Here is a 26,471-nt window from a genome sequence, read left to right on the forward strand (position 1 = left end):
GAGGGTTCTTTTCTGAGAATGAAATGGTTTCAACTGACTCAGTTGGTTAAATAAAGAAAAAATACCTAAAAGATATTCTTTGAATAAAAGAATCCTTGAAGGTATTTGTTATCGAGTATTAACTATTTTTCTTTATCGAATTTAGGATTATCAATTGGTTCATTATGAACTTTGGCTAATCTTTCATATTCTTCATGCATACTTTGTTGTAAACGGCTCACAAAGATTGTTTTATCAATATTAATAAATTCATTAGTTTGAATTACAGGCATATAAGAAATATCTACCACTCTTTTACCTTTGTGTTTTCATTTCTTATCTCTGTCTAATAAACCTTGTGAACTATAAATTACTACCGGTTGAATACAAGCGTAAGTTTTATAAGCAGCTGCTAAAGCACCAGCTTTAAATTCGCCGAATTCGTCACCTTCTACTCTGGTTCCTTCAGGGAAGATACAAACAGATGTTTTTTCTTTTTGAATTGTATCAGCTTGTTCGTTAACAGCTTTGATCGCTTCTCTTAAGTTTCCACGGTCTAAGTAGATTGTGTCAATCAAGTTTGCTACGCCAGCATATTTACTTGAAGCTAATTCCATTTTAGCAACAAAAGTAATATATGGCACCTTTTGATCTAAAACTGTTTTTAAAATAATTAGTGGATCAACGTTAGATTTGTGGTTAGCCACAAACAACATTTGTTTGTTTTCTAATTTTTGTTTACCCCGGTAAGCAATCTTGATGTCTTTGAAATATAGAAGATGTTTCACAAGATTTTTTACCTTGTTGTAACGTTCTTCAGGTTCTGCACATGTTGGATCTTTTGCGTATCTTTTTGCAGCAGTATTACATGACATTAACTCAATGAAGCAAATAATTGCCATAAACGGTCATGCAAGTACTCAACCTAATTTTTTTAAAAAATCTAACATTTATTTATCACCTAACTTGTAAATTTTAATGTTGTTAAAAATAACACATTATTGTTATTTTACTAGAAAATAATAGTTTTTGTTTTGTTTACTTTGGAAATTATAATTTTAATAACGAATTTTTTCCAAAGAAAGGGAACATAAATGAAATCTGAAAAATATAATTTATTGCTCGGTAGTCATATTGGCTTAAGTGCCCCTGATTACTTTTTAGGCAGCGCTAAAGAAGCGGTCTCATACGGCGAAAACGCTTTTATGGTTTATACTGGCGCGCCACAAAACACCATTAGAAAATCTACTGACAGTTTTAAAATTCCTGAAGCACACGCTTTTTTAAAAGAACATAATATCGATTTAAAAAACGTTATTGTACACGCCCCTTATATCATTAACTTATGTTCAGAAAAACCTGAAACCAGACAATTAGCAAGAGATTTCTTGGTAAAAGAAATTAAAAGATGCGAAGACTTGGGTATCAAATATGTTGTATTACATCCAGGCAGCAGATTAAAACAAACTGTTGAAACTGGTTTGGAACAAGTGATTGACGGCTTAAACTTTGTTTTCAACGAACACCCAACTGATATAGTCATTTGTATTGAAACTATGGCCGGTAAAGGCAGTGAAGTAGGTCGTAATTTAGAAGAATTACAAGCAATGATTCAAGGTGTTACTTCTAAGAAAAATATTGGTGTTTGTTTGGACACTTGCCACGCTAATGATGGCGGTTATGAAATGGGTGATATTGACGAATACTTAGAACAATTTAACCAACTTATCGGTTTAGATTACTTAAAAGTAGTTCACTTAAACGATTCAAAGAACCCATTAAACTCACATAAAGACCGTCATGAAAATATTGGTTACGGTACAATCGGCTTTGAAAAATTATTAAAAGTAGTGTACCACCCGCTATTAAACGGTATTGTAAAAGTCTTAGAAACACCTTACGTGGTAATCGACGAAGACAAGAAAAAAACCGTACCACCTTATAAAGAAGAAATTGCTATCTTAAGAAATAAGGAATGATACGATTTTAAACAAGAGTTAATTAACAAGTACAAAAACAATTAAGGACAGAAAAAAAATCTAGGTTGGATGGTAACCTAGATTTTTTATTTGTTTTATATTATTTAGAAACAAGAAAGATTATTTGTCTAAGCTTCAGTCTTGACCTTCAGCTGATCTTTTTTGTTTAAAGATATCACGTAAAGTTTTTCTTTCAGCAGGGCTGTTTTCTTTTGAGCAGCAGCTGTCCACAGATGAACATGATTCACTTGGAGATACTTGTGATTCTTCGCTAATAGCAGCGTAATCAGAAGAGTTATCTTCTAAATCGTCTGTATTAACTTCTTCGCCTTCAACGGCGTGGATTTCCATAATTTCAGCTTTAGTTAAAGGTCTTCCTAAAATTGCAGCTTGTCATGGAGTCATTTTAACTTTTTTGTTTGCTTTTAAGTCTTCTAGAACTTCTTCTTCAGCAGTAACACCTTTTGCTTCAGCGATAGCTCTAATTTTGTGTTCTTCACCAGCTTCAACTGAACCGAATTTACGTCTTAACATAGCATCTTCGATTCAAGTTGGGATGAACATTAAACCAATATAAAGAATTAATACAACAACGATCATAATTCTTGAAACTAATTCGTTCTTGTTAGCTCCACTTAAGTTAGGGATTCTGAATAAGAAGAATAAGTCAGCGATTGGTTGGAAGAATGTGAAGAAGATAGGAGCAGCCATAGTGATGATTGCACAAATAGCCATTGGTACAAAGATCTTAGACTTAACTACCTTAACTTCGTTAGTTTTTCTGTTTCTTAAAGCACCAAAGATGGCGAATAAGATGAATGTGAATGCGGCAACTGATGTTCATGTAGCCATCAAGTCACAGAATGAGTATAATTTACCAGAACCAACACCGTAGTAGTAGTAAATTTCACCATCAGCGATGAATGGGTTACCTTTAGCGTATAAAGGTGCATTTTCTAATCATAACTTAGTGAATGCGTTAGCACCTGTTAAGTGTCCGTTGTAATCTCCGATTACACGGTGGCTTAATACAGCTTCTAAGTGTTCAACAGTTGCTAATGGAACACCACCAGCGTCGTATTTATTGATGTAAGCTAAACCACCAATAATACAGAAGATTAAAATAATTGGTAATGAAATAGCTAAGTTGTATAAGATACCAACGATAGCTTTACCGTCTGTTCTAATCTTGTTTACGAATTTTGTAGATCATGGTAATTCGTTTGCTTTAATTAAGTCTTCAACGAAACGTGTTGATCATAAAGCGAAACCATTAATAATACCAAGTACCCCAACTGCGATTAACATTTGGAATGCTGAGTATAATCATGCTGAACCTGCACCGTGTGCAAATAAGAAGTCAGCATAACCTTGAGGAGCACCGTTAGTTGATCCTAATGACATAGCAATCGCAATAATTAAGTAAATAACTGTTACGATAATTAAACCACCAAGAATAGCTAATGGAGTTTTCTTAGGTTCTTTCATATCTGTTTGGACACCCGCAGCAACGTAGAATCCATCAAATGCGAAGAAGATTGCACCCACAGCAATGAACATACCAAATCCTGGTGTCATTGTTGTGAATGAGTAGATGCTAGATGCATCTGGAGCACCTTTTGAAGTAATTGCACTTGGAATAAATCCTGCTGCGTAACTACCTGCAACGTGTCTTGCCATACCAACGATTACGAAACCTAAAATGGCTGCGAATACTAATGGTAAGAATTTAAATGCTGTAATGATACCGTTTTGGATTGTACCAGCACGTGATGACAATCCACATACAACGATGAAGTATACTGACACGATGATTGTGATAACCATTAAAATGGCTCAGTCAGCGTGTGTTCCCATTCCATGGTAAGGTAAACCTTGTTGCGCATAAATTGATGCGATACTATCTTGGAATGAAAGAATTGTATATAAAGGCATGAAGAAGTATGTTAATGGTAAGTAAACATAGAACATGAAGTTCTTACATGCTTTTGCAATCAAACGACTATTAAACGTTTGACATCAACCAATCATAGAAAGGTTGTCGTTTCTAGCACTTGCAATTTCAATCAACGCTAGACCCATTGAAATTACTGCGAACGCAGCAAAAATTCAACAGAACATAGCGAAAACGATTGAACTTTGAGAATCAGTTAACACAGAACCAGCTTTGAAGAAAATCCCTGCACCAACAGATGATCCTACTACTACCATCATGGCAGAGAAGAATCCGATTTTCTTTTTAACAGGAGCGTTAGCTAAACCTTCTTGTGCTTCTTTCTTTTGCTTTTGTAAAGCACTTTCAGTAGACATTGTTTTCTCCCTTAAATTACAATAGAAAGATAAATTTTAAATCTTTCCATTAGATATTATACAATTTAGACCCCTACTTATATATATAAAGGAAAAGAGATTTTATATTTTTTTTAGAATATTTTTTAAATCTTCAATAAAATATAAAATCTTCATATTTTCTCTTAAAAATAAAATTTATTATTATATAATGCTTTTTACTTTTTGGATATATAAAAGTAAAATATCGTTTTTTATTTAAAGAATTTGTAAAAACCCAAAATATTACAGAAAAAAAATCTACCGTGAAGGTAGATTTTTGTTAATAATTAATAAATTAATTATTTTTTAGCTGGGTTTGCGTTTTCACTGTGTTCGTGTTCTGTGTTGCTATGACTTGTTGCAGGGCCTTGTCCAGCTTTTACTTCTTTTTGTTTTGCACCTTTTTCTTGTGCATCTTTTTTAACAACTGGAGCTGGAGTTACTTTTTTAGATGCAGGTGCTTGTGAAGAATCTGATGATCCAGCAGTAACTGAAACTGCTTTAAAATCTTTAGTTGCAGCGTAGTCAAATGAAGTTGCAAAAGTTCCGCTAATGCTTGTTACTTCTTTACCGTTAACTTCTACAGAGCTGTTTAATTTAACGTCAAATTTAATTTGTAAGTTTGTAGCAGCAGCTTTCTTTGTTGCTTGTGTAGCAGCGATTGTGCTAGCTGTTAATGAGTTTACATTAATTGCAGATAAAGGTAAACCTGAGTTTAATAATGCTAATACTAAAGTATCTTTTAAGTTAGCAGCACTGTTAATTTGGTCTAAACTTGAAATGCTTACATTTTGAACCATTGGATCGTTAGTTGAGTTAGCGATGTAACCGCTTAATGCACTTGCATCGTATGATGCAGCTAATTTTGAACCTTTAGCTTGTACTAATACTGAATCTTTAGTTGCAATGTTGCTGAATTGGATTTGACCAAATGCGTAAATTGCTTTGAAAGTTTCTTTTTTGTGTTCTTTTTCAGTTTTTGGAGTTGTTTTAGTAGATTCTGATTTTGATGTTTTTTCAGCATCTTTTTTAGCTGGAGTTTCTTTAGAATCTGATTTTGTTTTTTCAGCATCTTTTTTAGCTGGAGTTTCTTTAGAAGATCCTGATTTTGATGAATCAGCATCTTTTTTAGGTTGTTCTTTGTGTGAATCTGCTTGTCCTGCAGTTCCTGTATTTGCAGGAGCTGGAGTGGCAGCTTTGAATTCTACACCAGAAATAGTTAAATGACTTGATGCAGGTTCTGTACCTTCTTTAGCTGTCATAAAACCATCGTTTAAATCGATAGTTAATGTTCCGTTAGTATTATATGTAACTGATTTAACTGAATGTTCTGGTAAATCACCAATGTGGCTGTTTTCTAATGCTGAGATAATTGCGGCATTAGTATCTTTTGTAGCATCAGCTTCAGTCATTGTTTTCATATCTTCAATGAATGCTTTTTGAGCAGAAGCAGATAATTTTACAGTAGTAGTTTTTGCTGGAGCAACTGGAGCTTTAGCAGCGAATGAAGATAAGAATAAAGCTGCAGCTGTTGAAGGTTTAGCTTTTTCTACTTTCTTTCCTGTTGCATCGTTAGCTTGGTTAGGAGTTTTGTCTTTTTCTTGGTTAGATGTTGATTTAGCACCATCATGGTTAGCTGATGAAGCTGCTGATTGGTTAGTGTTGTGTGTGTCAGCTGCTGGTTTAGCAGTTGATGAAGTTGAACTTGAACTTGTTGATGCTTTTGGCATTTGACCTTGGTAAGGAGTTCATGCGTCGTTTCCGTTTAAAGGAATGTATAAGTTGACTGTTTTGTTAGCGTTTTCAGTAATTTTAATACCATTTTCGTTAATTACTGAAGTATTTGTTAATCCGTTTTGTTTTAATAAACTAATAACTTTTGCTTTAGTAATTTCTTTTACAGATAAACCATTAATTGCTTTAATAAAGTTTTCTTGGTTTTGAGCAGTAAATAATACTGTGTTAGCTTTAGTTGCTTCTTTTGCTGTATTAGAACATGAAGTTAAAGCTACTGGTAAAGTTACTGCTAAAGCGGCAACACCTAAAATAGGTAAACCAATTTTTAATAATTTTTTAAGTTTCATATATAACCTCTTATTTTTTATTAAATTTACTTATTCTTCTTATAAAATAAATAAATTTATTTTATGTTACCATAGCAAAAAAACAATAATAAGTTAATTAAGTGATATACTTAAAAGATTATCTAATTTTCTGTAAAAGAATAACAAAAAATAACTTTTCCTAATTTTTGTTGGTTTTTTTTCTGAAAATGTGTTAAGTTTGTGCTAAAAGTACAAAAAAACTCTAGCCTCGAGAACTAGAGTTTTTTTATCTTTTATTGACCGTTTTAATAATCGTTAAATAAAACTGTACAATTTTATCCATCCGAAAATTTAACAATTATTAAGCGTATCTTTTAAAAGTAAATTATTCTTTATCAGCAACGATAGCTGTACCGATTTCGCCTTTTAAAGCTTTTTCGATTTGGTTTAAGTCAGCGATAATTGCTTTTTTACCAGGTTTGCCTTTTACAAATTCCATAGCAGCTTGTACTTTTGGTAACATACTACCTGGAGCAAATTGGTTTTGTTTAATGTATTCAGCCATTTCAGAAACAGTTGCTTCTTTAAGAGCTTTTTGGTCTGGTTTTCCTCAGTTTACGTATACGTAGTCAACAGCAGTTAAGATTACAAATACGTCTGCATCAGTTAATTCAGCGATCTTAGCACATGTTAAGTCTTTGTCGATAACACCGTCTAAACCGATAATTTCGCCGTCTTTTTCAACGACTGGAATTCCACCACCACCACCAACGATAGCAATTGCTGCACCGTGGTCGATCATGTGTTTAATTGTTTTGATACCTAAGATGTTTAATGGCTTTGGACTTGGAACAACTACTCTGTAACCACGACCAGCATCTTCAACAACTTTAGCACCTGGGTTAGCTTGTTCAGCTTCTTCTTTTGTAGTGTAGAATGGACCTACTGGTTTTGTTGGATTTTCAAAAGCAGGGTCTTTTGCATCTACGTGTGTTAATGTTTCGTAGTAAACTACGTCTTTTTCAACACCGTGTTTATTTAAGGCTGATTGAACTGCAGCTAACATGTGGTAGCCAATGTAACCTTGTGACATTCCACCAGCTTCAGCAAATGGAACGTTAGGAGTTTTTGGGTTTACCTTTTTAGCGTCAGCAAATGCATTGAAAATCATACCAACTTGTGGACCATTACCGTGACCGATAATAACTTGGTGTCCATCTTTTGCTAAACTAGCAGCTTTTTCAGCTGGAACTTTTACAAGTTCTTTTTGTTCAGCAGGGTTATTTCCTAATGCATTACCACCTAAAGCGATAACGATTTTCATATTTTATTTCCTAAGTTTATAAATTTAATTGTGATTGTTTGAAGTGTTAATTATTTTAAAACTTCTTGAATCATAGCAGCGATTGAAGTTCAACGGTTTCCAGCTTCTTGGAATGATAAGTTTCATTTTTCGTTAGAGAATACTTCGTCAGTAACTTCGATTGCACCGTTAGCTACCATTGGGTATTTGTCTCCGTACATTTCAGCAACTTTTTTACCGTATTCAGTGTTCATGTCGTGGAATGCAGGTAAACAGTGCATGAATTTAACGTTGTCAGCAGCCATTTCCATCATTTCTTTGTCAACTTGGAATGCGTGCATTTCTTCTAAACGTTGTCCTCATAAGTCGAATGATTCACCTAAAGATACTCAAACGTCAGTTGCGATAACGTTAGCGTTTTTAGCAGCTTCTTTTTTGTCTTCAGTGAATGAAACTGATCCACCGTTTTTCTTGAATAATTCTTTACAGAAGTTCATGATGTCTTGGTTCATTTCTTTTTCGTAAGATTTTGGACCAAAGAATACGATATCCATACCAGCGAATGCAGCTGCGTATAATCATGAGTGACCCATGTTGTTTTTGTAGTCACCAGCGAATACAACTTTTAAGCCTTTGAATGAACCAAATGCTTCTTTAATAGTTTGTAAGTCAGCGATTGTTTGAGTTGGGTGTTCTTGGTTAGATAAACCGTTAATTAATGGGATTCTTGCGTGTTCAGCGAATGAATCAATTTTGTCTTGACCAAATGTTCTGAATAAGCAAATGTCGTACATTTCTGTGAATACAGCAGCTGTATCAGCAACTGATTCTTTAGTACCCATGTTTGATCCTGTAGGACCATTGTAGAAGTAACCCATACCTAAGTAGTGAGCAGCACGGAAAGTTGCGTTTGAAGTACGAGTTGAGTTCTTTTCGAAGATACCTACGATTGTTTTACCTTGGCAAGTGTGGTCTACAACACCGTTTCTGTCGTTGTTTTTAATTTCGATTGATCTGTCTACTAAGTACATGATTTCTTCTGTTGAGAAGTGCATTAATGTATCAAAGTGACGAGGTGTTTTTAAGTTTCAAGACATTTTGTTTTCTCCTTAATGTCATTAAATTGTTTGTATGTAAATAAATTAAAATATGTTCAAATGTTTTAATAATTTTTTTGTTTGTTTGTTTGATTTGGTAAGTTTTAAATTGAACTAGTAATTATTTTTTAGAAACTGGTTCTCTGTATAAAGGCATTGTCATACAACGAGCTGAACCCATACCTAATGATAATTGGTCACCGTTTCAGCTTAATACTGTAATACCAGCTGCTTTTAATGCTTCGTTAGTTCTTCTGTTACGGTCGTAACCTACAACTACACCTGGAGCTACTGCAACATAGTTAGTTGCATCGAAGTTTGTTTCAATGTCAATGTCAATTTGGCTTGCACCGTGTCCAGCTACTGGAACAACAGTTGCTTCTTTACCAATAATTGTTGATAATAATTTAGCTAATGGTTCGTTGATTTCTTTTCAAACGATTTCTTCAGTAGTTAAATCGATTTCTCAGATTTTTAATACGCTCATCATGTTTGGTGAGTATAAGAATTTATCTGTATCTAACATTGTTAATCAAGTATCTAAGTGCATTAAGTTGCTCATCTTAGGAACGTTGATTGCGTAAATTGTATCGAATGTTACTTCTTTATTAGCTTTAATACGTTCAGCTAATAATTGGATAGCTTCTTGTTGAGTTCTTTCAGATACACCAACAACTAAAGTCTTGTCGTTGTATACGAATACGTCTCCACCTTCCATGTGGAAGTCATCTGTTCTGTTGTAGTATTTAGGAGTTGTTTTGTATTCTGGGTGGTTGTTGAATACAAATGTACAGAAGATTGTTTCACGTCTACGAGTTTCACGGTACATGTGGTGAATAGTTACACCGTTACCAACTGATGCAAATGGGTCACGAGTGAAGTATAAGTTTGGCATTGGGTCAACGATTAATTCAACAGCTGATTCAACGTTTACTTCTTTCGCTAAGATACCAGCCATCATCTTACGGATCATTTTAACTGGTTCTTTTTCCATTGATTTTAAGTAATCGTAAACTACTTTTCTATTTGATTTAGATAAAGCAGGAACTGATTCATCTAAGAATTGTTGTAAGAAAGCTTCTTTAGCTTGTTCTGAAGCTGCAGCGTATGTTTCAGCAGTAATTTCTGATAATTGAACTACTTCAACACCTTGGCCTTCTAAGATTTTAACGAATTCTTCGTGTTCAGCACGAGCACGAACTGGGTCTAAAATAGCACTGAATAGTAATTCATCTAAACGTTGAGGAGTTACGTATGAAATTTCATCGCCAGGAGTGTGAACTAAGACTTTCTTTAATTGTCCAATTTCACTATAAACATTAATTTTGTTGTACATATTTAATACATACCTTTCATTTTCGAATAATCGAACAGTTCAAATAGTAGGAAACTCTAATTATCTTCGGTTTCCTAATATAAGTATAGTACTTATAAAAGCGTTTAAATAAAAATTAGTATTTTTTTTATATTTTTTTTCTAAGAAGCGTAAAAACGCCTTTAAAAAGTGGATTAAGACTATTAAAAATAGAGAGATAAAGGTGTGAAAAATTAAATAATTCACTATCTCTACTATATATATGTAATTTTTTTCTACGTTAAAATTGCAAAAAAATAACTTTTTTTAAAAAAAATAAAAAATTTTTCATTTTTTTGTTGACATTTATTCAGAAAGTCTATATAATCTATTGTGTTGTGTTGATTAACTTTAAAGTTATTTCAAAGTTATCGATTCAACTGATGGTGCCGTAGCCAAGCGGTAAGGCCAGAAGCTGCAACCTTCTTATGCATCAGTTCGAATCTGATCGGCACCTCCAAATGCATCCTTAGCTCAATTGGATAGAGCGTCTGGCTACGGACCAGAAGGTTATGGGTTCGACTCCTGTAGGGTGCGCCATTGTCGGGAAGTAGCTTAGCTTGGTAGAGCACTTGGTTTGGGACCAAGGGGTCGCAGGTTCAAATCCTGTCTTCCCGACCATTTATGGCTGGATAGCTCAGTTGGCTAGAGCGCTCGGTTCATACCCGGGAGGTCCAGAGTTCGAGTCTCTGTCCAGCCACCATTAATGCTTCTATAGCTCAATTGGTTAGAGCCCCCGACTCATAATCGGTTGGTTACAGGTTCGAGTCCTGTTAGAAGCACCAATATACGGAAGATTACCCAAGCCTGGTTGAAGGGATCGGTCTTGAAAACCGAGAGGTGGGGAAACTCACGCGGGGGTTCGAATCCCTCATCTTCCGCCACTTTAAAATTTAAAAAATAAATTGTTAATATTGTTTCTTTTTATGTTATAATATTAACATGTTATCGCGGGATAGAGCAGCTTGGTAGCTCGTCAGGCTCATAATCTGAAGGTCGGTGGTTCAAATCCACCTCCCGCAACCAGAAGGTCTTGTGGTGTAGTGATTAACATGCCTCTCTGTCACAGAGGAGATCGCGAGTTTGATTCTCGTCAGGACCGCCATGGTTTTGTAGCTCAGTCGGTAGAGCATCGCACTGAAGATGCGAGTGTCGGCAGTTCGATTCTGCCCGAAACCACCATGATAAAAATAAAAAAGATATTAATCTTTATCAATTAAGACACATTAACCATATAGCTTTTATAGGCTATGTGGTTATTTTTTTGTTAAAATTATAACTATAATAATTCTAATAAAAGGACATTATATGGATGTAATTAAAGAAAAGCTCAACCAGATTAAAAAGTTAGCTATTACTTTCTTTCTAACTGAAATTGTAGGTCTCTGCTTCTTTGCTCCTGGAGTTATTATTATTCTTATCTCTAAAACTGAATTAGGGCACCAAATGTGAAGTGATATCACTACAGGGTATTCTTTATTAGGAGTTAGTTTATTCTTGCTTTTAATAGCCTTTATTGCGTGAGCGTTCGTGTTTGCTAAAGCGTTAAAAGTGAAACCATATTTAACTAATCCTATTCAATTCATGAGTGCTATCTTCTTTTGTACATATGTAGCTCATAAAATTGCTGTATTAAAAGATAAACAAGAAATACAAGCACAATTAGATAAGCAATTTAATATTGCTTCCTACGACCAAGACATTATTGATCTAGATGACGAAGCTCCAGAAGAAATCATTTATCCTTAAATACAATTATTACTTAATTTAATTAAGAATAGCCAGAGTGTAATAACTCTGGTTTTTTATTTTGACAACTAATAAATAGTATTAATAATGTATTTAGCACTCATTTAACAATCTTAATTACTATTCCTATGTCTAAATTAAGCCTATCTATCTTTGCTTCTTTGTGTCACGCTTATAACCACTTGTATACGCATTAAGAAGATAATTCCTGAGTTCATACAATCCATTATTTCTATATAAAATATATTATTCCCAAACGATTTAATCTTTTTAGTAAATAACTTAAATAAGTTATTGCATAAATGTATGTGAAATTAAACTCTCTGATGACTTGTATCTATATAGATTTATATTGAATAAGTAAGCATACAAATTTATTTTTACAGTAGAACAAACTGATATTTATTACTAACATGTGTATCTAATTTGATTATTGAAATCTATGAACAGGATCTATAAAAAAATGATTTCACAATAAACTTTTCAACTTGCTTATGCATATTATTGTCATTTAACAAAAGTTTTAAGTTTATAAACAATATCCCTGAAATATTTTCTTAAATTTAAAATTATTATTTGTTTAAGACGATCATAAAGGGTTTATTTACAGTATTTTATTATTAATTAGGTTAAAACTATTTATCTAAATATATTAATAATAAATGACCCTTTAACTTAGGCTATCAGACCTTTATTACATCTAAATTAATATACTTATTAAAACAAATACTTATTAACATTTTTATCTTATATATCTTAGTTAATTAAATTAATGATTAAAGATTATTTAATAATTAAAGAAGGTGTATATGCGCTCTTTTAAAACACTTTTAATGAATCATTTATTCTAATTAAACTAATTATTTTATTAATAAAACTTAACACTTATTTAGTAGCTTTATTCAAGTTTGAATAATAATATGATAAAGTTATTATAGACAACAAAAAACCGACTGCTGAGACCCCTCTCAGTAATCGGTTTTTATTTATATAGAGTTATAGTGTGTGATGTGTTTTAACTAACTGACCCCTCAGAATTAGTTAATTTCATGTTCACTATTTGTGTCTGTTTAAGATAATTGAATTTTAAATTATTCTAAAATTTCAGTTACTGTACCAGCACCAACTGTTCTACCACCTTCACGGATAGAGAACTTAGTACCTTTTTCGATAGCTACAGGAGCGATTAAGCTTACAGTGATCTTAGTGTTGTCACCAGGCATAATCATTTCTACGCCTTCAGCTAATTCGATAGCACCTGTAACGTCAGTAGTTCTGAAGTAGAATTGAGGACGGTATCCTTTAAATACTGGAGTGTGACGTCCACCTTCTTCTTTTTTCAATACGTAAACTTCAGCAGTAAATCTTGTATGAGGTGTAATTGAACCTGGTTTACATAATACTTGACCACGTTGTACGTCTTCTTTTTTAGTACCACGTAATAAGATACCAGCGTTGTCACCAGCTTGAGCTGAGTCAAGTTGTTTACGGAACATTTCAATACCAGTTACAACTGTTTTTTGAGTAGGTTTTAAACCAACGATTTCAACTTCGTCGTTTAATTTTAATTCACCACGTTCTACACGTCCAGTAACTACAGTACCACGTCCAGAAATTGTGAATACGTCTTCGATAGCTAATAAGAATGGTTTATCAGTATCACGTTGTGGTTCAGGAATGTAGCTGTCAACAGCTGCCATTAATTCGTCGATTTTAGCTTCGAATTCTGGGTTTCCGTTTAAAGCTTGTAATGCAGAACCTTTAATAACTGGAGTGTTGTCGCCATCAAATCCGTAAGAACTTAATAAGTCTCTAACTTCCATTTCTACTAATTCTTGCATTTCTGGATCATCCATCATATCACATTTGTTTAAGAATACAACGATGTTTGGAACACCTACTTGACGAGCAAGTAAGATGTGTTCACGAGTTTGAGCCATAGGACCATCTGTAGCAGCAATTACTAAGATAGCACCGTCCATTTGAGCAGCACCTGTAATCATGTTTTTAACATAGTCGGCGTGGCCTGGGCAGTCTACGTGTGCGTAGTGACGGTTTTCAGTTTCGTATTCAACGTGAGCTGTGTTAATTGTAATTCCACGTTCTTTTTCTTCTGGAGCGCTGTCGATTTGAGCGTAATCCATAGCTTTTGCACCACCACGTTTAGCTAATGTAGTACAAATAGCAGCTGTTAAAGTAGTTTTACCGTGGTCAACGTGACCGATTGTACCAATATTAACGTGTGGTTTACTACGATTAAATTTTTCTTTTGCCATTTTTTCTTTTCCTTATATAGAGATTAACAATAAATGTCTAATAGAATTTTGCTTCAGTCTTTGTCACTGAGCTAATTAATATGAACAAAGCCAACAAATCGCTACGATTGAACCGGAGTTACGTTGTTTGTATTAGACAAGTTAATTATATCAAATTGTCTATGCCTTGTTTTTAAATATTAATCGGTTTTTTTAGTTTTTGAGATTATTTTTTAGCACGACTAGCAACAACTTCTTCAGTTACTGATTTAGGAGCTTGTGCGTAGTGGCTAAATTGCATAACGTATTGACCACGTCCTTGTGTGAATGAACGTAAGTCAGTTGCATATCCGAACATTTCAGATAATGGAACTTTTGATTTAATAGTTTGAGCTGTACCACGTTGTTCAGTACCTTCAATGTTACCACGACGACTTGAGATATCACCCATTGTGTCACCGAAGTATTCATCTGGAACAGTTACGTCAACTGACATAATTGGTTCTAATAATACTAAACCACATTTTTTAGCAGCATCTTTTAAAGCCATAGATGCAGCGATCTTGTAAGCCATACCAGATGAGTCAACGTCGTGGTAAGAACCATCGAATAATGTTGCCTTAACATCGATAATTGGGTATCCAGCTAATGGACCAGCTTGCATTGCGTCTTTTAATCCGTTTTCAACTTCTTTGATGTATTCCTTAGGAATCTTACCACCAACTACAGCATCAACGAATTCAAATCCTTTGTCTGTGTTTGGTTCAAAGTTAATTTTAACGTGACCATATTGACCACGACCACCAGATTGTTTAATGTATTTACCTTCTGATTCATTTGCGATTGTGAATGTTTCACGGTAGCTTACTTGTGGAGCACCAACATTTACGTTAACGTTGAATTCACGACGTAAACGGTCAACTAATACATCAAGGTGTAATTCACCCATACCAGCGATAATTGTTTGGCCAGTTTCTTCATCAGAGAATGTTCTGAATGTTGGGTCTTCTTCAGCTAATTTAGATAAAGCAATACCCATTTTTTCTTGGTCAGCTTTTGATTTTGGTTCAACAGCTAATGAAATTACAGGTTCAGCGAATACCATTTGTTCAAGAATTACTTTTCTGTCTTCTGAACATAAAGTATCACCAGTTGTAGTTTCTTTTAAACCGATAACAGCACAGATATCACCTGCACCTACTTCGTCGATTTCGTTTCTAGCGTTTGAGTTCATTTTTACTAAACGTGAGATACGTTCTTTTTTACCTTTAGTAGAGTTGTATACGTATGAACCTTTTTGTAATGTACCTGAGTACACACGAACGTATGTTAATCTACCGATGAATGGGTCAGTTGCTACTTTAAATGCTAAAGCTGCAAATGGTTCATTGTCATCTGAGTGAACTTCAAAGATTTCACCATCTTCTAATTCACCTTTAATAGGTGGAACGTCTAATGGAGAAGGTAAGAAGTCAACAACTGCGTCAAGTAATTTCTTAACACCTTTATTTTTGAATGCAGTACCACATAATACAGGGTAAAGTTCAGTAGAGATTACCCCTTTACGGATACATGATTTAATTTCGTCAATACTTAATTCTTCACCGTTTAAGTATTTTTCCATGATAGCTTCGTCGAATTGAACTACGTCGTCTAACATTTTAGATCTTCATAATTCAGCTGTTGCTTTTAAGTTTTCTGGAATTTCTTCAACTTTGAAATCTTCAGCTTCTTTACCATCGTAGTAGTAAGCTTTCATTTCTAATAAGTCGATGTTACCGATGAAGTCTGCTTCAGCACCAATTGGGTATTGAATAGGAGTTGCTCTAACACCTAATCTTGTAATCATTGTTTCAACAGAGTATTCAAAGTCAGCACCAGTTTTGTCCATTTTGTTAATGAAAACAATTCTTGGTACGTTATATTTTGTAGCTTGTCTTCAAACTGTTTCAGTTTGAGGTTCAACCCCGTTTTGACCGTCTAATACAGCTACAGCACCATCTAAAACACGTAGAGAACGTTCAACTTCAACTGTGAAGTCAACGTGGCCCGGTGTGTCAATAAGGTTTAATTCATGGCCTTTTCATTGTGCGTAAGTTGCAGCAGATGTAATTGTAATACCACGTTCTTTTTCTTGGATCATTCAGTCCATTGTAGATTCACCATCATGTGTTTCACCAATTTTGTGGTTAACACCTGTGTGGTAAAGAATACGTTCAGATGTAGTAGTTTTACCTGCGTCAATGTGAGCCATAATACCGAAATTACGGTATTTTTCGATAGGGAATTCACGTTTCATATGTTTTGGGATTTCCTTCTATAAAGTTTTATATTATCAACGTAAGTGTGCGAATGCTTTGTTAGCTTCAGCCATTTTGTGTGTATCTTCTTTTTTCTTAACAGATCCACCAATACCGTTTGAAGCATCGATGATTTCGTTAGCGATTCTTTCTTGCATTGTTTTTTCGTTACGTAAACGAGAATATTGAGTTAATCATCTTAACCCTAATGTTTGTTTTCTAGCAGGAGTTACTTCAGTTGGAACTTGGAAGTTAGAACCTGCAACACGACGAACTTTAAGTTCTAGTGTAGGCATAATGTTGTCTAAAGCAGCTGTGAATACTTCCATAGCTGGTTTTCCTGTTTTTCTTTCGATGTCTTTGAAAGCACCGTAAAGAATACTTTGAGCTAATCCTTTTTTACCATCTAACATGATTGAGTTGATTAACTTAGTTACAAGTCTTGAGTTGTAAACTGGGTCAGCTAATACTTGTCTTTTTTCTGGTTTTGCTTTTCTCATATTATCTTTCTCCTAGCTTACTATTTTGATCCCTTAGGACGTTTTGAACCGTATTTAGAACGTTGTTGACGACGTTTTTCGATTCCTGTAGTATCTAATGTACCACGAACGATGTGGTATCTTACCCCTGGTAAGTCTTTTACACGGCCCCCACGAATTAAAACAACAGAGTGTTCTTGTAAGTTGTGGCCTTCACCTGGAATGTAAGCTAATACTTCTTCATTATTAGTTAAACGAACCTTAGCGTATTTACGTAACGCTGAGTTAGGTTTCTTAGGTGTCATTGTACCAACCCGTGTACATACACCTCTCTTGAATGGTGATGGATTTTCGTTTACTTTTTTATCTAATGAGTCATAAGTTGTTAACAAAGCTGGTGATTTTGATTTTTTAGCTTTGATAGTACGTTTATGTCTAATTAGTTGCGCAATTGTAGGCATAGTTTACTATATTATCCTTTCCTGATAAAAATTTGTTTTTTTTGTAAACAACTATTCCGTGTGTATCAATTTTAATGACTAAAAAATAACAACACATAAACTATTATACTATACGAAGCAAAATAATCTACTGTTTTATTTTTTATTTTTTATTATTCTGTTGGTGCCGTTTTAGTTTTGAAAACGTTCTCTTTAATAAGTTCTAAAGTAACACTATAAGATTTAGTTTCTGGATGGCTTTCAAAAGCGGTTTTAATTCTGTGAGCCAATAAACCTAACTCTTCATCTTTAACAGCTCTTGGATTAACAATAATCTTAATCAAGAAACCACTCTTTAACACTCAACAAGTTTTTACTTCAGGGAATTCGTTCACGATTTTTTCATACAGTTCTACCCGTTTAAAGAAATCGTCTTTTGAATTATTTCTGCTTCCTGGTTTAGATGCTGATAATTTATCTGCAATTTTTGTTAAAGCGGCATACTGGTCTTGTACAATCACTTTATCATGATGTGCTTCAATAGAATGCATGATGGTAGAACTTAAATTACACTCTTTTGCAATTCTTAGACCTTCTTCCACATGATCAATTCCAGCCTCATAGTCAGTTGCCTTCCCGATATCATGGAAGAATCCACAAAGTTTAGCCGTAGTTTTATCTAATCCCAAGGCATCTGCCATTTGTTCACAAATCAATCCAACTTCAATAGAATGTTCTAAAACATTTTGACCGAAACTTGAACGATATTTTAAACGACCAATATATGGATAAATTTTTTCATTTAAACCAAACACATTTAAATCTTGTTTTAAAACTTGTTCCCCTAAACTGCTTAAAGAATTCAAGAATTTAGCCGTTTCTTCTTCGTAATAATTTTCAATTTTATTTGGTTCAATATTTTTTGTTTCTAACAAACGTAACAATAGTAATTTAGCAATTTCTCTTTTAAATAAATTTGGTGATGAAATTGTAATCACTTCATCTTCATTAATGATAAGTTCCATGCCAGTCGTTTTTTCAAACGCCTTTTTATTACGTCCGTTTAAACCAATTAAACGAGACTTAGTTTCTGGATTTTTGCAAACTACTTTAAAAATTAAGTCTTCTCTATATGAATTTAAACTAATTCTAGACATAGAATTTAAAATTAAATTTTGAGCGTACTCTTGAGCGTTAGCTTCTAGTTCCGCTTTTTTTAAATTAAATTGATTCACAAATTCTTTTTCGGCAGTATTTAAATAAGAATCTAAATAAGCTCGCTTAAGTTCTTGTGAATTCATGCTATTCAATTGAAGAATTTTTGATTGTAATTCTTCATTTAATTTTTGATATTTTTGAATTTCAATTTCTAAGTCTGTCTGACTATTATTCTGACTAGGCTTTGGCTTTCTTTGAAATCATTTTTTAAAAAACATTTGTTTTACCTTCAATTTCTTTATTTAAAGTTAATGAAATGATAAACAAATAAGACACATTTATATAATTATATTAATATAGATTACTTATTAAAGGATATTCACGTAATATGACAGCAAAAATTGATAATTTAATTTCGCTTTTAAAGAAAGGCAAAATAACTTTAACCACAGCTGAATCAGCATCTTGCGGTGAGGTTGCTAACATTTTAGGTTCTTATAAAGGAATTAGTCAAATTTATAAAGGTGGCTTTATTACTTACTGAACAGAAATGAAAACTACCTTACTAGGTATTCCTGCAGATTTTATTGCTAAACACGGAGTTGTTAGTTCTGAAGTAGCTTACCATATGGCGAGACAAGCCGCTTTAAAAACTAAATCACAAATTGGGGTATCAATTACTGGAAATGCTGGACCTACAGTTTTAGATAATAAACCAGTAGGTAATTTCTTTATTGGAATTAGTAACTTCAACAAAACTGTCTGTTACGAAATTCAATTAGATAGTCAAAATAGCAGAGAACAAAACAGAAAAGAAATTGCTATTAAAGCTTTAGAATTGCTTTACGACTACCTAGTGAAATAATTTAAGTAAAACAATATCGCTTTTCGTTAATTTGTAAATGAGGTATACAAATTATGAAAAACGAAAACATTGAATCACATAAAAATTTATTATCCAAAGAATATTTAAATAACCTAATTACGTTAAAAACTTTAGACATTCCAATTGAAGTTATTAGTACTGGTAATCTTCAATTAGATAATATTTTAGGCTGTAAAGGAATTCCTAAAGGACGGATTACTGAGATTTATGGTAATGAATCTTGTGGAAAAACTACATTAGCCTTACAAATTGCTAAAGAGGCAACCAATAATAACCAAAAAGTTTTATTTTTAGATTTAGAAGCATCATTAGATTTAAATTATGTCAAAGGCATCGGCATTAATTTAGATAATTTTTATGTTGCCCAAGCAAAAAATGGTGAATTAGCTTTCAGTTTAATTGAAGATGCCTTAGAAAAGAAATCATTTGATCTTATCGTTGTAGACTCGGTGGCTGCAATGATTTCTGAATTAGAGTATGAAACTAAAATGGAATCAGCTAATCTTTTAGGCTCACATGCTAGACTCATGTCTAGAGGTCTTAGAAGAATTCAATTACCGTTATCCCAATCGCAAACTGCTGTAATTTTTATTAATCAAGTAAGAGAAAAAATTGGAGTTCTATTCGGAAACCCAGAAACAACCACTGGTGGTAAAGCATTAAAATTCTTTTCTAGTTTAAGAATTGAAGTTAAAAAGGCTGATTTAATTAAAAATGGTACTGATAAAATTGGTATCAAATCTAAAATTACAGTTATCAAAAATAAATTAGGTAAACCTTATGGCACCTGTTTCATCAATATCTATTTCGGTGAAGGTTTTGATGAAATTGCTGACTTACTTGACTATGCAATTCAAACCAACATCATCAAAAAATCTGGTAGTTGGTATTCTCATGATGAAAAAAATATTGCTCAAGGTGCTAAGCAACTTAAGCAATATGCAATCGATAATCCTGAATGATATGCAATCATTAAGGAAAATGTTTTAAACTTATTAAACCAAACTTCTGAAACTAATCGCGAAGAAATCATTTCGAGTTTAGAAAATTTTGATGAAGAAGTTGAATAATTTTAAAAAGCTTTCTGTAGAAAAATAATTTTTTACATCAAAATCGTTAAATGGTTTGTTTGTAAAAGCGTTATAAAAGCCGTTTAACAAAATGACATTTTCTAACCAAAAGTTTACATCATCAGATGGTGATACATTAATATCCATTAACATTTCATTAATCATTTCATGCTCATGTTCAATTGGTTTGATAGTTAAACCAAATAAATGTAAAAAGCTAACAATCGCAGAAATTTTTTCTACTTTAGTTAAAGAACTATTTACAACAGCTTTTAATCAAGCACTAAATTGTGTTTTAAAAGATGCTTCACGTGGCAATGTAATATTTTTTAAACCAATTGCAGAACAATTTAAAATCATTTGATTAGCAAATGCATCGACATCTAAAATTGGATACATCCCTAAAATAAAATCGTCGTTATCAAATTCATTCATGTTCGTCTTAATTTGGTTAAAAATAAATTCATTTTCTAATTTATTTTTAAACAGTGGGATAACATAATATGTCATTATTTATTCCTAATACTAGTTGATGAAATCTGTACTTTATCAGCATCAGCTAAGAAAAAAACTGTTTCAATATCGGGAGCCAATTTTTGATTTTGTTGCGCTAATGCTAATTCATATTTTAAGTCTAATTCGTTTCTTAAACCACGAATAAGATAATGTGCATCTAATTGGTGAGCTATATCCACAGTCAAACCACTATTAATAATTACATCAAATTGCACATTGTGATCTTGTAAAAATTGTTGAATTTGTTGTGCGCGCATTTCTAAACTATTAGAATTTTTATCTGGATTATTACTTACTACTACATAAACTTTGTCAAACAAAGCATTGGCCTTTATCAAAATTGATAAGTGGCCTTCGTGAATAGGGTCAAAAGAACCGCTATAAATAGCAGTTCTTTTGTTTTTTTTAGATTTTGTCATTAAATGTTGAGAAAGCTAAATTCATGTTTGAGAAAGTTAATTCATTAACTGGTAAGTCTACTTTTCCGTTCATTTCTTTAGCAGTATATTGAATGTTTAATAGTTTAGACTGTAAGGCGTTTCTAGCAGATTGTTCTGCAGCAGATTGTTCTGCAGCAGCTTTTTCCGCTGGAGTCATATCTTTTGTAATATCAGCTTCCACGGGACCAAAATAAACTTTTGTAGCATAAGTTAATAAATTTTGGTAACAAGGTGTATAGTTCACAAAGTCGAAGTTTTGCATACTACCAAATGTATAGTTACCATCTTTGTCTTCATCACCCATCGCCATATATGATTTATTTTCTACAACGTAATTTGCAGGATTTTTTTGTTCTGCTTCAGTTAACACTTGTCCATTTTTGCCTACAGGTTGGCCTTTACTGTTAACCTTATATGTTGGTAATCCAGATAAAGATACGTCATAAGCGATTTGATAAACTTTTTGTAATTGTTGACCTTGCGTGTAAGAATCAATCGTAATTCCGTCCATGGCCAAGAAATTTTGTTTTGGCATGATAAAGTGGAATTCATTTTGTGGATTACAGTCTTTACCAAATTCTGGTAAGTTAGGAGTATTAGATGCATTATCTCCACCAGCTGCTGAATAAACAGCATCACCGTTATATAAGAAAGCACCTTTAATTTGGTTACTTGCTAACTTATTTAAGATTGGACTTGAGTTAGTGTTTAACGTAATAGTATTAGGGTTTAATCCCTTATAAAAATTAGAAATGGTTTCGTATTGTTTAATTAATCAATTAATATCTGGTGCATCATTTCTTTTGGCTTGAACGCCTTTTTTCATTGTTCAACCATGATGATTAATTCAACGTTCGTTAGTCTTGCTAATCGGTTCATTAGCATTGTAACTACTATTGTATCCTCAGCCCGGATTAATATTAATTTGTTCGTCTGGGACATTGTTTTTTACTTCTCTAATTAATTTAGCTACGTCTCATTCAGTTCTAGCATCCTTAACCATCATAACTTTAGAGTTACCACCTAAGAATCTATTGTTTTTAATCTTAGAGTCAGTAATGTATTTAAAGATATCGTAGAATGATGAATCGGAATTCAATGATTTAATTTTTGGTCCACGATATGCGAACACAAAATCTTGCAAGAAGTAAGGGATTGAATATTCTAACAAGTTACCTTCGTGGTGATCATATCCTTTGATTCCACATTCTTGTGCAACTTGTTCGCAAAGGTTTCAAATAACTGGCGTTACTACACCTTTTAAGTCTCAGTAATTAGTTACAGGACTGTTAGTTTGGTTGTTTCATAAATGAAACTTACTTCAATCGATGCGTTGAATTTTACCTTGTAAAGCTAGTTGAGCAGCCATATTATTAGTGGCTACTTGTAAAGCAAACGTCTTATTATTCACATATGTAGGAATTTCAGCATTAGTTCCATAATATGCTCAGTTGATGTCATATTTTTTTTGTAAGGTATTCATTAACTCAGGAGACATATATGCTTGGAAATTACCGAATACCAATTCATTTTTTCCAACAACAGATAAACTGAATGGTAAAGCAATAATCCCTGCAGTTAGACCAACCGCAACGGTTGAGAAAAGGGAAATCTTAGTTCATTTTCTCATTTTATAATCTCTTGTTATTCATTAAGACTTTTGTTTTATCAATAAATTTTTTATTAGATTTTGCTTTGTTTTTAGATTTTTCTGTAACAAATTTCTTAGTTGCAATAATAAAAGCAACTGCAAATGTTACTAAAACAATAATTGCTCCAAAGGTTACAGCTCACGCTTTAATCCCTTTCGCCATACTATACATTTCAGTTGAAATTGTGTTAATTTTTCCACCAACTAATTTTGTAATGATGAAGTCATCAAAACTCATACCAAATACAATTGCAGCACCTGATAAGATAGCTGGTAATAAGAATGGAATAGTTACTTTAAAGAATGTTTTAATCTTTGAGTAACCTAAGTCTAATGAAGCAGAGATTAAACTCTTTTTCATTTTTTGCATTCTTGGGTAAATAATAATTAACGCATATGGGGTACAGAAGGAAATATGAGCCAGAATAATTGTGGCAAATCCTAGATTAACCCCCATAGGAATAACTGTTACAGAGAATAATAACGCCAAACTAATACCAGTAATGATATCTGGAATAACCATGTTTACTTTAGAAGAACCTAATACTGTGTTTACGTAAACTTGTTTTGCATTTCAAATACCAAATGCTGTCATCGTTGCAATAATTGTAGAAATTGGAACTACAAAAGCTAAGATGATTGCGGTATTAGCTAAAGCATTTAAGAAATCACTATTTTTGAATAAGTGAATTCAGTTTTGACCATCATTGAAGTCAAAGTTAACATTGATGTTACCCTTACTTGATGGCTGTGTAAAACTTAAAAATACAACAATAATTAATGGGATGTAGATGATAGCAATCACAATAAAAATGTAACTGCGTCTTAATCAAGCGAAAAATGTATCTTTCATTATTTCTTTGCAGCCGCCTTTCTAATAACTTTTACTAATTTTGGAGTTCAAACAATCAAGCCGTAAATTACGAACATGGCTGCTGATACCACTAAAGCTAATACTGAAGTTCTCGATAGAGCAACTTTACTACTTAAACCATTTTCACCTTGATGGATAATTGTATTACCAATTAAGCCACCATTATTATCATTGTTTAAGAACGAAGGCACCGCCACCGTTGTAAAACAAGGCAGCAACACCAAAACAACTCCTGAAATAAGAGCTTGTTTACATCACGGTAAAATCACCGCAAAGAATGTGTAGAATGAATTTCTTCCTAAATCTTTTGAAGCATTAATCAAATTTTTTGGTAATGATTCTAAAGCTGTATATAAAGGAATAATCATGAAAGGAATGTATAAGTACGTTAAACCTAAAATTGTAAAAATAGGTCCGTAAGTACTATTTTCTGCATGGTTCATTAAATCAAATAAAGTTTTTAACCCAATCAATTTAATTAACAAGTTCGTCCATACAGGCGCAGTAATGATCAACATAACAATCACTTTAAAGATTTTATTCTTTGACATTGACAAGCCATAAGCAAATGGGAAAGAAATTAAAACAGTAAGGATTGTAGATACGATAGAAATATACGTTGATTTACCAATTTTTATTCCTACAGTTCCTGTAATTACCCCTCAATTCTCGGCCACTGTACTATTTTTACCTGGAGTAAAGGCATTTACTAAAATAACAATTAGCGGAATTACTACAAAAATTAGAGTAATTAAGATAAACGGAATAATTAAAAATAAATTATTTGTGATTGTAAATTTATTAGTGAATTTTTTAAACGTATTATTGCTTAAACTTTTACCGTATTTTTTTCTGATTCTCTTAGGAGAGTCAGATTTAGTATTTAAATTAACAGTTTTAGTTACAACAGTTTCGTTATTCAATATCTTCTGCCTCTTTCTTGATTAAATGAACATCTTCAGAGTCAAAAGTTAAACCAATAATTGAACCAACGTCAACTTTGTTAATTGCTTCTACGTTTAAAATATATTCTTTATATTTACATTTGATGTCATATAACAAACCTTTGTATGTAACGTTTGTTACTTCAACATCATTTAAAATTCCTTGACCGTTGACTACAACATCGAAGTCTTCTGGTCTAATCATAATTTTGGCTTCTTCATTAATACTGAAATTGCTTGTTTCAGCAACATCACAAACCACGTCATAAAAACTAACTTGGCTTTGTCCAATATAAGTGCCATTTAAAATATTGGCTCTACCCACGAAGTTAGCAACTCATAAATTAATTGGTGAGTCGTAAATATCGTTTGGTGTACCAATTTGTTCAACGTGACCATTAGACATAACTACGATTTTGTCAGATAGCATTAAAGCTTCTTCTTGATCGTGAGTTACTAAGATGAAAGTTAAACCTAATTCTTCATGAAGTCTTTTAATTTCATCTTGTAATTGTTTTCTTACTTTAGCATCTAATGCCCCTAATGGTTCGTCAAGTAATAAAATTTCTGGTTCAATAACAATCGATCTTGCTAAAGCAACTCTTTGTTGCATACCACCGGATAAATCTGAAGGATAATTTTTTTCTTTCCCTTCTAAACCTACTAATTTAATTACTTTGTGAGCTCTTTCAGATATTTCGTCTTTATTTAATCTACGAGTAATGTTTCTTTTCTCGAAAGATTCTTTCTTAATATCTGGATAATTTTCTCAATAAGAAATTCAGTAGTCTAAATCGTTATACTTTTCGTTTAATCTATCGATTTTGTCATCAATAGGTTTTTTGTAACGATATCACTTTTTCAACGTATAAATTTCTTTTTCAATGTCGTTCATGTTCTTTGAAGACACTTTAAATTGATACGGAATTCTTAAATGCGAGAATAATGCATTGAAAGCATCTAAAAATTTAACTTTAAAAGTAATTTTTGATTCATAGTCTTCGCCATATTGTTCATCTAATTGTTCATATAGATTATCAATATGAGCTAAGAATTCAGTTCTTCTCATATTTGAGATTTCTTTTAAAGTAGGATCTTTATCATACTTCTTGTGAAGTTTATTGATATCTCTTTTTAAAGCAGCTCTCTTTTTGCCAATATCAATAATTTCTTTTTTAGATTTTTTTTCAGCCTCTTTATAAATTTTTTCTGCTTCAACGTAAACGTTATTGGGAACATCTTCTAATTTTGTTCTCATTAACTTCAAGCCGTATTCAATGTTCTGCAATACTGTCATATTAGGGAACAGCGCATAATCTTGAAACACGGTTGATGTAGGACGTTCTGTAATCGGCATATCTTTAATATCGATACCGTTATATAAAATCTTTCCTCTTGTAGGATCTTCAAAACCTCCAATGACTTTTAGCATTGTGGTTTTACCACATCCTGATGGTCCTAAAAGGGTAACAAATTCACCCTTGTCAATAGTTAAATTAAAATCTTTGACAGCGGTGAATCCATCATCATATGTTTTGTTTATGTTAACTAGTTGTAAAATTGGTTTTCTCATCCAAGAAAAATCCTCCATTACTTTGAAATAACAGAGTTAAAAACTCTT

The 26,471-nt window shown here is 32.8% G+C and carries 21 protein-coding genes and 9 tRNA genes; 13 read left to right on the forward strand and 17 right to left on the reverse strand.

All coding sequences use genetic code 4. From position 1 onward, the window contains the following. Positions 1 to 122: 122 nt before the first annotated feature. Positions 123 to 929 (reverse strand): lysophospholipid acyltransferase family protein, encoded by an 807-nt coding sequence (locus ABWU82_RS01755; protein WP_353289794.1) that lies wholly within the window; start codon positions 927 to 929, stop codon positions 123 to 125. 144 nt (positions 930 to 1,073) lie between these two features. On the opposite strand from ABWU82_RS01755, the gene ABWU82_RS01760 reads away from it, so the two are divergent. After that, positions 1,074 to 2,003, forward strand: a complete 930-nt coding sequence (locus tag ABWU82_RS01760; RefSeq protein WP_353289795.1) for a deoxyribonuclease IV — start codon at positions 1,074 to 1,076, stop codon at positions 2,001 to 2,003. A 75-nt stretch (positions 2,004 to 2,078) separates the two neighbouring features. Here ABWU82_RS01760 and ABWU82_RS01765 read toward each other — a convergent pair whose 3' ends face one another. The 5 genes from ABWU82_RS01765 to ABWU82_RS01785 all read right to left on the reverse strand — a co-directional run bounded on the left by ABWU82_RS01765 (position 2,079) and on the right by ABWU82_RS01785 (position 10,070). After that, positions 2,079 to 4,268, reverse strand: a complete 2,190-nt coding sequence (locus tag ABWU82_RS01765) for an APC family permease (protein WP_353289796.1) — start codon at positions 4,266 to 4,268, stop codon at positions 2,079 to 2,081. Between the two features lie 320 nt (positions 4,269 to 4,588). After that, positions 4,589 to 6,373 carry a hypothetical protein gene (locus ABWU82_RS01770; protein ID WP_353289797.1) on the reverse strand — a complete coding sequence of 595 codons (1,785 nt, stop codon included), beginning with the start codon at positions 6,371 to 6,373 and terminating at the stop codon, positions 4,589 to 4,591. A 346-nt stretch (positions 6,374 to 6,719) separates the two neighbouring features. Continuing rightward, positions 6,720 to 7,658 (reverse strand): carbamate kinase, encoded by a 939-nt coding sequence (gene arcC / locus ABWU82_RS01775; protein ID WP_353289798.1) that lies wholly within the window; start codon positions 7,656 to 7,658, stop codon positions 6,720 to 6,722. 50 nt (positions 7,659 to 7,708) lie between these two features. Beyond that, positions 7,709 to 8,734: an ornithine carbamoyltransferase gene (gene argF / locus ABWU82_RS01780; RefSeq protein WP_353289799.1), complete on the reverse strand. Its 1,026-nt coding sequence runs from the start codon at positions 8,732 to 8,734 to the stop codon at positions 7,709 to 7,711. A 121-nt stretch (positions 8,735 to 8,855) separates the two neighbouring features. Then, on the reverse strand, positions 8,856 to 10,070 hold the full coding sequence (locus ABWU82_RS01785) for an arginine deiminase family protein (protein WP_353289800.1): 1,215 nt from the start codon (positions 10,068 to 10,070) through the stop codon (positions 8,856 to 8,858). Positions 10,071 to 10,473: 403 nt separating this feature from the next. Between ABWU82_RS01785 and ABWU82_RS01790 the strand changes: the two genes are divergently transcribed. The 10 genes from ABWU82_RS01790 (at position 10,474) to ABWU82_RS01835 (ending at position 11,837) form a co-directional block, all read left to right on the forward strand. Continuing rightward, positions 10,474 to 10,548 (forward strand) — tRNA-Cys (locus tag ABWU82_RS01790). A gap of 3 nt (positions 10,549 to 10,551) precedes the next feature. Next, positions 10,552 to 10,628, forward strand: a tRNA-Arg gene (locus tag ABWU82_RS01795). Between the two features lie 4 nt (positions 10,629 to 10,632). Continuing rightward, a tRNA-Pro gene (locus ABWU82_RS01800) sits at positions 10,633 to 10,709 on the forward strand. A gap of 5 nt (positions 10,710 to 10,714) precedes the next feature. Next, positions 10,715 to 10,791, forward strand: a tRNA-Met gene (locus ABWU82_RS01805). 5 nt (positions 10,792 to 10,796) lie between these two features. Beyond that, positions 10,797 to 10,873: transfer RNA gene (locus ABWU82_RS01810), tRNA-Ile, on the forward strand. 6 nt (positions 10,874 to 10,879) lie between these two features. Continuing rightward, a tRNA-Ser gene (locus ABWU82_RS01815) sits at positions 10,880 to 10,972 on the forward strand. Between the two features lie 65 nt (positions 10,973 to 11,037). Further along, positions 11,038 to 11,114: transfer RNA gene (locus ABWU82_RS01820), tRNA-Met, on the forward strand. 3 nt (positions 11,115 to 11,117) lie between these two features. Then, positions 11,118 to 11,193, forward strand: a tRNA-Asp gene (locus tag ABWU82_RS01825). Between the two features lies 1 nt (position 11,194). Continuing rightward, positions 11,195 to 11,270: transfer RNA gene (locus ABWU82_RS01830), tRNA-Phe, on the forward strand. Between the two features lie 126 nt (positions 11,271 to 11,396). Next, positions 11,397 to 11,837, forward strand: coding sequence for a hypothetical protein (locus ABWU82_RS01835; RefSeq protein ID WP_353289801.1), 441 nt, complete (start codon positions 11,397 to 11,399; stop codon positions 11,835 to 11,837). 1,091 nt (positions 11,838 to 12,928) lie between these two features. Here ABWU82_RS01835 and tuf read toward each other — a convergent pair. The 5 genes from tuf to ABWU82_RS01860 all read right to left on the reverse strand — a co-directional run bounded on the left by tuf (position 12,929) and on the right by ABWU82_RS01860 (position 18,747). Further along, positions 12,929 to 14,113, reverse strand: coding sequence for an elongation factor Tu (gene tuf / locus ABWU82_RS01840; protein ID WP_353289802.1), 1,185 nt, complete (start codon positions 14,111 to 14,113; stop codon positions 12,929 to 12,931). 205 nt (positions 14,114 to 14,318) lie between these two features. Next, complete coding sequence (gene fusA / locus ABWU82_RS01845) at positions 14,319 to 16,391, reverse strand: elongation factor G (RefSeq protein WP_353289803.1); 2,073 nt, start codon at positions 16,389 to 16,391, stop codon at positions 14,319 to 14,321. Between the two features lie 33 nt (positions 16,392 to 16,424). Beyond that, positions 16,425 to 16,892: a 30S ribosomal protein S7 gene (gene rpsG / locus ABWU82_RS01850; RefSeq protein WP_353289804.1), complete on the reverse strand. Its 468-nt coding sequence runs from the start codon at positions 16,890 to 16,892 to the stop codon at positions 16,425 to 16,427. Between the two features lie 20 nt (positions 16,893 to 16,912). Further along, positions 16,913 to 17,332, reverse strand: a complete 420-nt coding sequence (gene rpsL, locus ABWU82_RS01855) for a 30S ribosomal protein S12 (RefSeq protein ID WP_353289805.1) — start codon at positions 17,330 to 17,332, stop codon at positions 16,913 to 16,915. Positions 17,333 to 17,484: 152 nt separating this feature from the next. Then, on the reverse strand, positions 17,485 to 18,747 hold the full coding sequence (locus tag ABWU82_RS01860; protein WP_353289806.1) for an HDIG domain-containing metalloprotein: 1,263 nt from the start codon (positions 18,745 to 18,747) through the stop codon (positions 17,485 to 17,487). Between the two features lie 110 nt (positions 18,748 to 18,857). Between ABWU82_RS01860 and ABWU82_RS01865 the strand changes: the two genes are divergently transcribed. Continuing rightward, complete coding sequence (locus ABWU82_RS01865; protein WP_353289807.1) at positions 18,858 to 19,334, forward strand: CinA family protein; 477 nt, start codon at positions 18,858 to 18,860, stop codon at positions 19,332 to 19,334. Between the two features lie 53 nt (positions 19,335 to 19,387). Next, positions 19,388 to 20,425 carry a recombinase RecA gene (gene recA / locus ABWU82_RS01870; RefSeq protein ID WP_353289808.1) on the forward strand — a complete coding sequence of 346 codons (1,038 nt, stop codon included), beginning with the start codon at positions 19,388 to 19,390 and terminating at the stop codon, positions 20,423 to 20,425. On the opposite strand, the gene ABWU82_RS01875 is transcribed toward recA, so the two are convergent. From ABWU82_RS01875 to ABWU82_RS01900, 6 genes are read right to left on the reverse strand one after another with little or no spacing between them, the layout of a single operon-like run. Next, positions 20,396 to 20,935, reverse strand: a complete 540-nt coding sequence (locus ABWU82_RS01875) for a hypothetical protein (protein ID WP_353289809.1) — start codon at positions 20,933 to 20,935, stop codon at positions 20,396 to 20,398. The genes recA and ABWU82_RS01875 overlap by 30 nt on opposite strands. Continuing rightward, the gene (gene coaD / locus ABWU82_RS01880) at positions 20,935 to 21,360 is read right to left on the reverse strand and encodes a pantetheine-phosphate adenylyltransferase (protein ID WP_353289810.1); all 426 of its coding nucleotides are present in this window, start codon (positions 21,358 to 21,360) and stop codon (positions 20,935 to 20,937) included. Before coaD ends, ABWU82_RS01875 begins: the two co-directional genes overlap by 1 nt. Next, positions 21,347 to 23,011, reverse strand: coding sequence for a type 2 periplasmic-binding domain-containing protein (locus tag ABWU82_RS01885; RefSeq protein WP_353289811.1), 1,665 nt, complete (start codon positions 23,009 to 23,011; stop codon positions 21,347 to 21,349). The genes coaD and ABWU82_RS01885 overlap by 14 nt, the downstream gene beginning before the upstream one ends. Before the next feature lies 1 nt (position 23,012). Then, complete coding sequence (locus ABWU82_RS01890; RefSeq protein WP_353289812.1) at positions 23,013 to 23,885, reverse strand: ABC transporter permease; 873 nt, start codon at positions 23,883 to 23,885, stop codon at positions 23,013 to 23,015. Beyond that, a complete protein-coding gene (locus tag ABWU82_RS01895; RefSeq protein WP_353289813.1) occupies positions 23,885 to 24,829 on the reverse strand; it encodes an ABC transporter permease in 945 nt (314 codons plus the stop codon). The genes ABWU82_RS01890 and ABWU82_RS01895 overlap by 1 nt, the downstream gene beginning before the upstream one ends. Further along, complete coding sequence (locus ABWU82_RS01900; RefSeq protein ID WP_353289814.1) at positions 24,822 to 26,423, reverse strand: ABC transporter ATP-binding protein; 1,602 nt, start codon at positions 26,421 to 26,423, stop codon at positions 24,822 to 24,824. The genes ABWU82_RS01895 and ABWU82_RS01900 overlap by 8 nt, the downstream gene beginning before the upstream one ends. Positions 26,424 to 26,471: the final 48 nt, after the last annotated feature.

Origin of the sequence: Ureaplasma ceti (assembly GCF_040369755.1) — a bacterium.
GTDB classification, from domain to species: Bacteria; Bacillota_I; Bacilli_A; order Mycoplasmatales; family Mycoplasmoidaceae; genus Ureaplasma; species Ureaplasma ceti.